Raw genomic sequence first — 12,117 nt, 5'->3', positions numbered from 1 at the left:
TCGGCGGCAGAATCGTCCGGAACCTGGTCTTCATCACCCGAGAGAACGCGTCCAACCACAAAATCCAAAACCAATCGCCTAACATGGGTAAGAAACTCAGAGACTGTCATAACCTTGCCAGGCTCATCAGCTTTTTTCACAACAGGATATTTGCCATACGCTTCTAACGCTGGCCCAGTTGCAGCCCAAATAAAATCTGGCCCCCGAATACCGGCATCCCAAAATTCCCGAAGTTTAACCTGAATGTTTCGCTGCATCTCCTTTAAAACCTGACTATCCCAGCCAAACCGCATTGCCTCTGAACGTTTCTTGCATATTAGCCAAACAGAAGACGCTAATGCCGCCGATGACATCGCTCGCATGCGAGTTCCCATTTCAGTCTGAATAGGCCAGCTGCCGTCCACGGTAAAACCGGCTCGAATTATAGCTGACACTAGCGATTCCCACCCATCTGGTTTTTTATGGGCAAAAACGATGACTAACCTGCCATCCGCTTTGAGAACGTTATAGCAGGACTGGAAGGAATGAAACATACCTTCTTCGTAAGCAATTTTTGATTTTATGCGGTCTCCCCCATGACGGCTATTATCATCAATGAGTTCTCCGTCATTTCTTTCATGGTCCCACTTTGGTGATTTAGATTGCAGAAAAGCCTCACTAAGAAGACTAGGGTAGTCAGAAAAGATTCGCCGAAGCCAAACAAAAAAGAAATCCATCAGGTCTGAATATGAAATTGCGTCATAATATGGAGGATCGGTAATAATCGCGTCAACTTTGATGCCGTCGTATATCGAAGTTGATGATTGTCGTAGTATCTCTATAGAGGTGCTGTCACAATCTCTTACGAGGGCATGCTCAATATAACGTGCCACCCAATCAATCTGAGCCTCGAATCCACCGCCCACTCTATTAGTGACACATAATTCTGTCCAGTCCCATGTTATGGGTAGAGCGAAGCGGGCAAAGGTATGGCCTATTTTTTCTCCAGAATTATGCCAAGTACAGATTGTAGAGTTATAGTCTGTGGTCTTATCGCAAATAACTGCCAAATATGCAGTAATCGCGTCTTTCCATACAATTGGCATGGCATCAGAAGGTATTCGCCTGATAACCTGAACCAAGGTACCGATTGCCAATAATTGTCTTGGCGAAAATAAGCTGCTCCATTTCCTAAACCCATACAACGGGATACGAAAACCTAAGGCTTCCTTGGTTGGGAGGGGCTCGTCCGGAATCCCAAACGGGATAAGATCAAAAAGAATATTTAGCTTTTCCCTTGCACCTTCGGCTGCCTCTACTTCCTGATAGATAGGAAGCCGATACTGTTTCCCACTTAAAGTCTCAACCGCCACTGCTGTCATCGTTTCGCCTAAACGCCCAGCTTGACCCTCTAGACGTATATCATCCATCGTCATGATCGTCGGACAGCAAGGACATTTTGCCCCAGATCGCGACATTGTCCCAGCGCCAATTCGTTTATCATGTTCCCGTTTCTGGGCGGTATTACCCCCTTTTGCAGGGACATTATTTTGAATTCCGAAGACCACTCCAGTTTTATCTGCATTTGGCTCCATAGTAAGAAGCACACGCTTTTTGTCTTTCTTGCAGAGCCAGCGGGTTTTCAGGAGTGGTAATGTTGCCCGGCAGTTCTTGCAGGTGACCGTTCGGGCCCAAAGATAGGCCACGGTGGGTTTTGCTATCCATCTTGGATTACGTTTATCTGCAAGATACTCTTTACTAAAATCATTGTTCAGGGCATCGATATTCGGAGTGCCATCATCGTTGATAGGAACAAGTTTGAGGGGTTGCTTTTCATATGGCCGGGGATTCTTCTTATCAAGAGGCTCGAATTCTGCATACGTAGGGTAGTAGGGCGCAAGTTCTTTCCGCGCCTGATCGAGCACCCATTGCCCCCATGCGCGCACATGCCAGGCAAGATTGGCTTTCGGTGCACGGCCGGAATCCTTCTTGTCATTCAAGAAGAGATCTTCTTCAAATTCTTGCTTCTGCCTTTTCGTTTGCTTTGTTCGGCCAACAAGATGAGGATGCGCCTTATAAAAAGCGTTCATGAATTCTTCATTCTCAAGGATGAAGTCAGGGAGAGGATGTGTCTTTCCCGCCAGCTTCTGGGGATATTCGAGCGTGCATTTAAGAATAAGCCATGCTACGGGATTGATGTCTGACGCAGTCACTTCACAGCCAAGCCTCATGGCTTCGAGCGGGATTGCGCCGCCTCCGGCAAATGGATCGAGCACCTTCGGAGCGCGTCCGCCATAGGCTTTCCTGATTTCTTTCCGGAACCAGTCCAATGTCTCCTTATTCTCCGTTTCCCGCCCCCAATGCAGGATGCCGCCTTCGGTAATCTCCTTTTCGCGCTCTACTATCTGACCATTGGGCATCTTCTTCTTTTCGATTTTCTTGACGACTTTTCCGCCTATCTTCTCGCAGAGTTCTTGCCGTTTTTCCGGAGTTCCTGGATCCGGCAGAAGCGTTGCGATGAGCGCCGCCCGACACGCCGCCAGAGGACGCCGCGCCGGCCAGATATGAAGAGTTGAAATATGCCCATGTCGGACATTCTTCTCGTGTACCGAATCAAGAGAAGCCTGTTTTAACGGAAACGCGTGTTCGATCAGACGAGGTGTATCATTCACTTTTGTTTGCTCCCTGCATTGCCATTAGCCGACAGCGGCAAGCTTCCAAATACATATCCTCAAAATATCTCGCCAGCGGGCGTTCCATATCTGTATGTTCCCTTATCACGATAGACTTATCTGAATCAGTCAAATGAGAATGGAAGAAGAGCCACCCAACAAGGTGCGGGGTTGTCTGAGACATTTTATCCTGCAACACTTGCTTTGCCAGGTTCCTCGCTTTTTGATCATCCGTAAGGAATGCTTGGCGTGTCTTTAGAGCAAAGGCTATTGATGATAATTCGCCCTTGCCAAGCCTCTTGCGATTCTCCAAGATTTCGATCGTCTGCAGGTCGGTAATATCCAAAGGATAGCTTTTAAAATCGTTTTTCTGTGCATCCTGAAGTCGCAATCGGAGAACTTCGTCACACACAACATTCCTTTTCCTTGGCTTGTGAAGGCACTCATAAATGACAAAATAAGTGCATATGAAGCGAACTCCTGCTGTCTTGGCTCTATCATAAAGAGTCTGTGAAGAGAGAACATTCCAAACAGCACAGGTATCGGTAATGTTTTGGAGGTGGAAGAATGAAGGGTCAATTGACATGGCCCATTCCCCTTCCGTAAAGTGCCGCTATTTCCATAATCTCCGGCTCAGTAATCAATAGCATTTCAGCTAGTCTTCCACCCGATATGATACCGTTCTCGAAAGCGTCAAAACACAGCTTAACGTAAAAATCAGAAAGTCCGCGCTTGAGCAACTCCTCTTTTCTTGTTCGAGCACGAGGAGATAGATTTTCCGGTAATTCTGGGTCTGACTTTTTATCGAGGCGGACTCTTCTCTTCTTGATTTGGTTCATTTCACTTGTGCTCATTAATCCTAATGCACAAAGGGCATATAGGAGAGGATCAATATTAACCATTAATTTAACTGCCCAGTCTAGTACCTGAGAAAGATCCCAGACACGGACAGGGATTTTCTTTAGGAATTCTGGAGGCATTAACAGGTGTGAGGCAAAAGCGTTTGCACGAATCTCTGATAGGTCCTCCTTATCCCAAGCTGAAAAGGAAATCACGAAGTCACTCTCATCATCTAGTATCGCGTGAGCGGCTTCATGGGCAGCGGAAAACCGCTGACGGAAAACGTCTTCAGTGTAATTTACAAGGACACAGGGGCCAACCACAGGATGGCGAATAAATAAGCCTGATATTGAACTTTTTATTAAGCGCCGGCGAAAGACGTGGATTCCAATTTTTCTAAAGTCGTCATAGATGTCCATCGGTACTTTATGGGGCTCATAGCCAAGATGCCTGCGTAGTGCAGCGGCAGCAGCAACTCCATGCTCTTTATATATATGTCCTGTTTTTTCAAATTTGAAGGGATGAGGCCTGTAATCTGACATACTGCTAAGCAAAAAATACTGGCACTCGCACAGGAAAAGGAATTCTTGAATCGCCCACCGGTCATCTCGCGTGAGTTTGTCTCCATATTTCCTGAAGAGAAGTTCAGTTTGCTCAAAGGGGGCTAGCTTCTCGTTTGAAATGAAGAACTTGTAATCACATTTAAAGAAATCTGCCAAGATCAGCACTTCATCGCCGGTAGGTTCGGATTCTTGAGCGGCTAAACCATTAAGCCGTTCCAATGATATTCCGGTTCTTTGAGAAATTTCGTCATTGGTAACTTCAAACTGTTTGCAGTAGCGTCGAAGCTTATCCGCAAATAAGGCAAGGTCGAAGGCCATCATAGTACCTCCGCTGCTTCCATGACCTGCTTGACTCCAATCAGAACGCTTCCTTTGGCTTTCGCGAGCAAGGCGCCGAAGGGGTCGCGAACCCGAACGAGGCGCGGACTTGGTGTGGCGCATTCGTACACCACATACAGCCAGTAATCTTCTCGCATGTTACATGCACGCGCCCATTCATTGGAAGAAACTTCAACTTCTCCGGTGCCGGCACGCCCTTTCACCTCTATCGCTCGCCTGCAATTGCCGGAGCGGGTTGAAAGAAGATCGAATCCAGGATTGTCTGGAAGGCCTGCACCTCGAGCCAATTCCGGCGTGTGCACATAGGCGACGTCGGCTCCCGCGGCCTCCTCGAAAGCCTGAGCAATCTCCATAGCCACCATTTCGACAGTCGCCCGGTGTCGCTCAATCTCGGCGGGATCGGAAGAGGGAACCACAAGGGCATGCGCTATGAAAACGACAGGCGCCGGAGCAACAAGCTCTATTTCCTTTCGCGCAGCTTCCAAAACCGCTTTGCGGCGGGAACCGAGATTTCTCTGCCGCTGTTTGATTTCTTCGAGCGCTTGCAGCGCTTTGCGGTTTCCGGCCCGGGCTTTTTCTGATTGCTTCACGCGGGCAGTCGCAAATTCGGCTTCCTGAAAATCGAACCCTTTCTTGATGAAAATTTCCCGCTCGGGCAGGTTTTCCAGGAGCCGCTGTTTATGTCGGAGGGCAATTTCCCGGACAGGTCCCTCCGTGAGAAACAGCTGGGCACGCTGGATTTTCTCTTGAGCGGAAACGGCAAGGTTTTGCGCAGAGGAGGGAAGCCCTCTTCCTCCTTTCAGCAGCAGGAGATGCTCCACTGGGCACAGGCTGATTTTTCCATCATCATATTGTCTGAGTCCGACGAGTTTCGTTTCCAGAACATCTTCCCGAGCCAGTTCAGGTATGTCGGAATCCGTTTGCCGAACAACTGAAAGCAAGGCCAGATGAAAAAGATAGGGGTGTTCTGAAGAGGGATCGATAAAAATGGCGCCGCGGCGGCCCTGCTCAGACAATCGATTGGATACAAGCCTTCGAATTTCTTCAAATACCGGTTCGCCGGGATGAAGCCAGACTGCTTCGTCTCTATCTGGAGGGCGTGAAACAGAGAGCGCGTTCCTTACTGTCTCAGGGTATATCTCCAACGAGGGCAGGATCTCATCCATCGCTCCCGGCTTTACCGGGCGCATCGTGAAGAACTTGTCCATGTCGCCATCTATCTTGATATCCACAAGTGGCGCAGCGCGTTGGAGGTAGTGCCTGACGTACCCGGGCAGCAAGCGGAAGTAAATCTCACGGTCGAGAGTTTCCCGCAGGCGGGGGAGCTCTTTTGCAACGTCGCCATTCGTGCCATAAAGAGATTTTTCTCGTTCGGCAAGGGCTTCGACCTGTTCCTTTGTCAATCGGCCATCAAGTTCCCGGGCGACATCGTCCGGATCGGCCGTAATGGCCAGTTCCATGTACTTCTTTATCGAAACATCAGAAAAGATGCGGCCGATGCAGTCAAAGACCTTGTCCGATTTCAGCTCTTTTCGGATTGTCTCCAGCTTCCGGAGGAGCGTACCCAGCACTTTGCCTTCCCGGGTGGAGGAAGAGACAAGGTTAAGGATTAGAACTGGGTCATGCTTTTGGCCATACCGATGAATTCGCCCCATCCGCTGTTCGAGGCGGGCGGGATTCCACGGGATGTCGTAGTTGATCATTATCCGGCAGAACTGCAGATTGATTCCCTCACCGGCGGCATCTGTGCAAATCAGCAAACGAGCGCCGCCCTCGGAGGCTTGTTTGCGGAAATGTTCGACTTCTTTTTCCCGGTCGGTATAGTGCATGCCCCCATGTATCTGGGCAATCTGACCGGTAAAACCGAGACCATTCAGGCGCTTCACGAGAAAATTGAGGGTGTCACGGTGCTCTGTGAAAACAATAAATTTTTCGCCGGAGAATTTGGGGTCAGTCAGAATTTCCCGAAGCTTCTCAAATTTGGATTCCAATGCCAAATCATATACTTTTTCCGCCAGCGCAAGCAGATCCTTTACCTGCCCTTTCTCCGCCAACAGATCGGCGAGTGAAGCCGCGTATACTCCGCTCAGAAGCCTGTCTTCGGCCACCTCGTTTTCTTCACGCCCATCAATTTCAAATTCTTCATCCGCGGCCTTTGAATCAAGAACGTCCTCATCCTCTCGAATTCGTTTTTGGAACATGAGCAGTTGCTCGATGGTCAGCTTTCCATCCTGGACATCTTCGATTAATCTATCAAGCTTCTCAATCCGCCTCTCGAAAGAACGCATCAGGGCATATGTCGAACTGGCAAGGCGCCTTTGAAAAACTGCCATGGCGAGGCGCGCCGCTTCTCTATTCAGGAGTTTCGCTCTGTTGTAGACGTACTTCAGGTAATCGGTTGTTTCGTCATACAGCGTTTGCTCGCTGATTTCCCCCTGAGTCAATTTGTACGCATGAGTATCGGTTATTCTTTTCGGAAAGAGCGGCGCGCCGTCGAGATGGAGCATTTCTTCTTTTGTCCGGCGGATAAAATGGCGCCGGCGCTGCTCAGGGGAGTACCTATTAAAGACCGCGGGAGTTGAGAGGCCGTCCGGTTCGAGGAGCCGCCAGAGGGCGTAATAGGGATAGTCTTTCCCCATGTGCGGGGTCGCAGTCAGGAGCAGGAGGTGCTGAACGCTCCAACCGAGCTTCCAGTCTTCATTGAGGTCATTGACTCCGGCCAGCGCTTCGGCCAGGCAGTATCTTTTTCGCCTGATGACTCTCATGTCGGTTCCGCGGTCAGCTGAAAGCTTGTGGGCCTCGTCGAAAATGGCGATATCGTACGGAGACGTTGCTGCTTCTTTCAGACAGGAGAAAACACGGGGAGTGACCAGGGTATCGATGCTGATGATGACATTATTGCTATTGTCGCCGAGAAACGGATTCCTGTCGCGGGTATCGGAGCCGCTGACGATAGTAAAAGGAAGATTGAATAAAGTGAGGAGCTCACGCCTCCAGTTGCCGAGCAGTCCGGCGGGAGTAATGATCAGAATTCGCTGCAGCAGGCGGCGGGAAAGCATTTCTCGCAGATAGAGCCCAGTCATGATCGTCTTGCCGGCGCCGGCGTCATCTGCCAGAAGGAAACGCAATCGAGGCTGCCTCAGCATGTAGTCATACACGGCGATTCTCTGATGCGGCAGCGGGTCTATACTCGATATTTCGGTGGCAAAGGCGGGATTCATGAGGTGGCCGTAGGAAAGCCGTTCCCCTTCCGCCAGCAGTTTGACTACTTCGGGGTTGGCCGTGAAATCAAGGGTAGCCTTCTCATTCTTTCTTGTCTTTTTATCATAGGGCGTGTGTTGGTCCGCAATTTGCAGCGCAAATTCTCGGAGCCGGTTCCAGGAGAGTTGAGAAGGAGTTGTCTGGCCGTTCTCCCAGCGGTTGATGGTGGCGAAAGAAACGCCAAGAGAAGCAGCCAGGGCTTGCTGCGTAAGCCCAAAATGGGCGCGGAGTTCCCTTATACGTTCTGGATATTTACCGTCAGGCTTCGGACCAATGCGTTCAGATCTGCTCATTTCTCTGCTTTTCTGCTCAAAATCGTAAAGCGAGCCTGTAAGGTTGCCCGAATTATACCATATGTTATATCTGCTGTCAAATGAGCACGCGACCCTCTTTTTAGGACGCGATCAGGGTCATATTACACCTTCTTTTCGAATTCAATAGACAGCGCCAGGAGCCGCTTTAGCCAACGCCCAGAAACCGCTCTCCTCCGTTCTCTCCGTTTCCTCCTGTTACTTCTCCCCAACGCCCTCCTTCCAATCCGTGAATGCTTGTCCCGGCCTCGATCCGGGATCCGCACAAGTTGTCCTCAGCCGCCGAAGGTCCCAAACCTCCGTTTCTTCAGTTCCCTGCAGCCCAGAACCCAACGCCCCAAGCCTACCCTTCCTGCTTCTTCCTACAGCCCTTATCCTCGTTTATCGGCGTCCGTCGGCGTTCATCTGCGGTTCCAATAATCCTCAAAAATCTGCGCAATCCGCGGATAGGAAGAGTCTTTCTGTGGACTGTTGTCTGCTTTTCTAATCCGTGAAAACCCGTGGTGGAAAATGAGTTCAAGGTTCAAAGTTCAAGGTTCAAAGTTGAAGAGAAGAGAGATCCTTCGACTCTGCTCAGGATGACGAATGGGGAGCTCATCGGCGTTCATCTGCGGTCCCTCCATTTTAGATTTTCGATTGCCGATTTTAGATTTTGGAAGGAATCCGTGAGAATCAGCAGATCCCGGATCGAGTCCGGGACGGCGTCTGCGGATAAAAAAATACCTTTCTCTAATTCGCCTAATTCGTGAAAATCCGTGGTTCAAAAATGGTTTTCTCGGTCAGGGTTTGCGCGGGTTGACTCCGCTTTTCTTGAGGAGCTGTTCGAGAACCTCGTACGGCTGGGCGCCCACAACCGCCCGGTGATCGACCACAAAGGTCGGGACGGCGGTTATCCCCAACTCGCGCGAACGCAACCAGTCTGCATCGACGGCTTGCCTGTATGTTCTCAACTCAAGGATTGAGCGTGCCTCTTCCTCTGGAAGTCCGGCCGACTTCGCGATAGCGACCAGTTCATCTATATTGCCGATGTTCTTGCCTTCGGCAAAAAAAGCGCGGAAGACAGCATCGTGGAACAGGTCTCCCTTGCCTTTCGATTCCGCCCATTTGGCCAGTTCCTGCGCCAGGCGGCTGTTGTAGGTCTTGTCCCGGTCGGCAAGCGGCAGGCCCAATTCATCCGCCACCTGCTTTAGACGCGCCTTTACCGCCTCCAGGTCGAACGATCGCCCCCGGAAAAGTTCTTCAAGGGCAAGCCCGCCCTCGGGCGTGTCGGGATGCAGCGGAAATGCGATCCACCGGACTTCAATGTCGTAATTCTTTCGCAACTGTTCAATACGGACCGTACTGAAGTAGCACCACGGTCAGACATAGTCGGAGAATATTTCGAGAATCGTGGGCGCTGTCATGAACTCTCCTCTTGTTTCCTCCAGTTGACTGGAGGGTGCGACACACCTTCTTTTCGAGCTTGTTTGACCTGGTTTTCCAGGAGGTCTGCATAGGCGCAAGGAACCAGGTCGGATTCCTTAATACCCAATTTTCTCATGAGATCGGATGCAAGTCTCTGCCCCTCCTCCACGGTCTGGTGGGGGCTTAAGACTACCTCCAGTTCAACAAACGTGCCGAGCTTATCGACCTCATCCAGATGAATCCTGGTCTGTCCTGCTATATAGACCTCTCTCTTCTTCTTTACCGCAACAGTCTCGTCCAAAGCCTCGGCAAGCAACTTTCGCAACTCGAGCGGCCTGGATGTGCGGTAAATCCGGTAATGCGACTGTTTGGCTCCCGTGAGATCCGGTCGCTCGTATTGTATCAGTTCACCGGAACCATCTGAAAAGATTCGAAGCTTGAGCCTTCCTTTTCGCACACGGAAGAAAACGTCCTCTTGATGAAGCGTCTGCGGTGGTTCGGTGGCCATACGCGTCGCAATGCGTCTAAATGCGTCGTGTTCTCTGACCCTGGCCTTGATCTCAATATTAGATGGCATCTGTAGATTTCCTCTTAACAGGATATTGTATCGTTCGTATTTTCTTAATTCAATGGGAAAGAATCCAACCACCAAGGCACCAAAGCACAAAGGAAGCCGAACCGCCGATACACGCCGAGTGCGCGGATATCGCATCACTTGATAATACTGTTCCCGTTGTTTCATTGCCTTTCTCTCTTCCAACTTTGAACCTTGAATTCGGATCAGCTGAATGAAGCCGTCCGCGCCCTCGAAGCGAAAGACGTATCGGCATTTGGAGGAGTGGTGGACGTTTCTGATGAGTCTTCCCTGAGCAATTGGGTCTCCGAAGCGGCGAAGCAATTGGGCGGAATAGACATCATGGTTTCCAATGTTGGCGCTATGGCCATCGGCGCGGATAAGGATTCATGGCAGCAGAACCTGAATGTGGATGTTCTGGGGCTTGTTTATTTGGTTGAGGCGGGCTTGCCGCAAGGGTGTGGCGAAGCAAAATGCGGCGAAGAAAATCCGCGCGAATGTGGTTTCCCCCGGAATGGTTTATTTTGAAGGCGGGGTTTGGCACAAGGTCGAACAATTCATGCCCGATTTTTTCAAGGACTCCCTGGCCAGAAATCCGATGGGCCGGATGGCGACTCCCCAGGAGATCGCAAACGCAGTGGTCTTTCTTGCCAGCCCCCGCTCTTCTTTCACTACCGGCATCAATCTGAATGTTGAAGGTGCGCTTACCGACAGAGTGAATTACTAGAGGCTGATCGGCACATGTGATAAGGCCGGACGAGGTCGTCTTCACGCGCCATACAATCCCCCGGCATCGGCGATCGCTTGAATTCGGGTCAGGCCCACGGCGGTTCAAAGAGAAATCCTCCTTAGTCCCCCTTTCGTAAAGGGGGATTATGCTCAGGTGCGGTCGCGATGAATCAACGGGCACGTTCCCGCGAAGCGCGGGATGCCCCTACATGGGCGATCGGCGTGTATCGGCGGTTTCGCTGTGGACTGTGATCTGTTTTTCCAATTCGTGATAATTCGCGCAAACTCGTGGTTCATTCAATCTGAGAAAATCTGCGGAATCCCGGATCGAGTCCGGGACGGCGTCTGCGGATCAAATGGAGGACGCCTCTGCGGATAAAACAGGTTCGGTGGTCATCGGCGGGTAAAGCCCAGGTGCTCGGCGTAGCCGGAGCCTTCGACGGTTTGGGAAGGAAGGCGAGCGCCGGTCTGCCGGCCTTTATAAGAGAAGGCGTACAGGAAGCCTTCGCCGAAGATGGCTCGGGGTTCTGAAGACCGTTCCGCTTCGTAAGTAAACTCGGAGTTCTCGCCGCGCTGTGTTCCGATCCACCGTTTCGGCACGCGGCACGGCTGTTTCGCGTAGTTATCGAAAACCTCCCAGGCGAGCACTTTGCATTCGTAATGCTTCATGATGAGTGGCGGCTCTGTGCGCCGCCGGATGAGGCCCATGTTTTTGAGCTCCAATCCGGCCGGGCCTTCGGTCCACAGTGAAAGCGCGAAACCGCTCTCGGGCAGACGCAAAACCTCGTAACGAAACACTCTCAGCGGGGTTCGCATCGGCAGCAGATTTTTCCCCCAGCCGTGGTCGTGAAGCGCGGGGACAGAAAGCGCGCCGCTGGCTTCCCTCCATCGCCATTCAAGCCGGCAATCGCAGAACGAGGTGTAGTGGCAATAAATGCGGGGCGAATAAACCCACCAGTGGAATCCGGGCCAGGAGTCCAGTTGCATGGATAGGGTGAGATCGTCCTCGGGTTGCGTGTATTGAATGTGGTATTTCGGCCATTGGCCCTCAAACAGCAGTTTTTCTCCGAGCTTGAAAGAAACTCCGCGCGGGGTTTGGTACGACAGCTCGCGTGAGATCGAGTGGTATCTTTTGTAAGTTGCGGCCGTGTCCTTGCTTTCCAGGCAGAACTGCAGGTCAAACGCCTCTTTCGGGGCCGATCCTGCCCAATTTTTTGCCTGATCGAATAAAGTTCCGGTGAGGCCGAGCGTGACATTCAGGTTGAGGAACCGGAACGGCGCGTCCTGCGGGAACAACATGATGAGAGTACGCAGGTCCCACGGAAACTCGGGGAAGCGGGTCCGCTCCTGGTCGACAGTGGGCTGCGCGTTCGGCTCGCCCGAAGAACGGTCCAGGAGGCGGATTGCGGGCGCAAGCACCCGATGAAAGCGAAGAGGGGCCATGT

8 protein-coding genes and 1 pseudogene are annotated in these 12,117 nt (G+C 51.3%); 2 read left to right on the top strand and 7 right to left on the bottom strand.

Features of this window, described 5'->3' with window-relative positions; genetic code table 11:
* The 4 genes from C4520_07715 to C4520_07700 all read right to left on the bottom strand — a co-directional run.
* On the bottom strand, window positions 1–2,651 hold a 2,651-nt coding region (locus tag C4520_07715; GenBank protein RJP22900.1), incomplete at its 3' end, for a DUF1156 domain-containing protein.
* Window positions 2,644–3,237, bottom strand: a complete 594-nt coding sequence (locus C4520_07710; GenBank protein ID RJP22899.1) for a hypothetical protein — start codon at window positions 3,235–3,237, stop codon at window positions 2,644–2,646. The genes C4520_07710 and C4520_07715, both read right to left, overlap by 8 nt.
* Complete coding sequence (locus C4520_07705; GenBank protein ID RJP22910.1) at window positions 3,227–4,372, bottom strand: ImmA/IrrE family metallo-endopeptidase; 1,146 nt, start codon at window positions 4,370–4,372, stop codon at window positions 3,227–3,229. Before C4520_07705 ends, C4520_07710 begins: the two co-directional genes overlap by 11 nt.
* A complete protein-coding gene (locus C4520_07700) occupies window positions 4,372–7,947 on the bottom strand; it encodes a DUF3883 domain-containing protein (protein ID RJP22898.1) in 3,576 nt (1,191 codons plus the stop codon). Before C4520_07700 ends, C4520_07705 begins: the two co-directional genes overlap by 1 nt.
* Before the next feature lie 521 nt (window positions 7,948–8,468).
* Between C4520_07700 and C4520_07695 the strand changes: the two genes are divergently transcribed.
* Entirely contained in the window at window positions 8,469–8,714 is a 246-nt protein-coding gene (locus tag C4520_07695; GenBank protein RJP22897.1) for a hypothetical protein, read from the top strand.
* Window positions 8,715–8,744: 30 nt separating this feature from the next.
* Here C4520_07695 and C4520_07690 read toward each other — a convergent pair whose 3' ends face one another.
* Together C4520_07690 and C4520_07685 are read right to left on the bottom strand one after the other, a co-directional pair.
* Window positions 8,745–9,296 (bottom strand): DsbA family oxidoreductase, encoded by a 552-nt coding sequence (locus C4520_07690; GenBank protein RJP22896.1) that lies wholly within the window; start codon window positions 9,294–9,296, stop codon window positions 8,745–8,747.
* A 68-nt stretch (window positions 9,297–9,364) separates the two neighbouring features.
* The gene (locus tag C4520_07685) at window positions 9,365–9,946 is read right to left on the bottom strand and encodes a CYTH domain-containing protein (protein ID RJP22895.1); all 582 of its coding nucleotides are present in this window, start codon (window positions 9,944–9,946) and stop codon (window positions 9,365–9,367) included.
* A 339-nt stretch (window positions 9,947–10,285) separates the two neighbouring features.
* Between C4520_07685 and C4520_07680 the strand changes: the two are divergent.
* Window positions 10,286–10,670, top strand: a pseudogene (locus C4520_07680) (SDR family oxidoreductase).
* 395 nt (window positions 10,671–11,065) lie between these two features.
* Here C4520_07680 and C4520_07675 read toward each other — a convergent pair.
* Complete coding sequence (locus tag C4520_07675; protein RJP22894.1) at window positions 11,066–12,115, bottom strand: hypothetical protein; 1,050 nt, start codon at window positions 12,113–12,115, stop codon at window positions 11,066–11,068.
* Window positions 12,116–12,117 lie beyond the last annotated feature (2 nt).

It is taken from the genome of Candidatus Abyssobacteria bacterium SURF_5 (assembly GCA_003598085.1).
GTDB lineage: Bacteria > Abyssobacteria > SURF-5 > SURF-5 > SURF-5 > SURF-5.
This window is presented reverse-complemented; position numbering and strand designations above follow the sequence as displayed.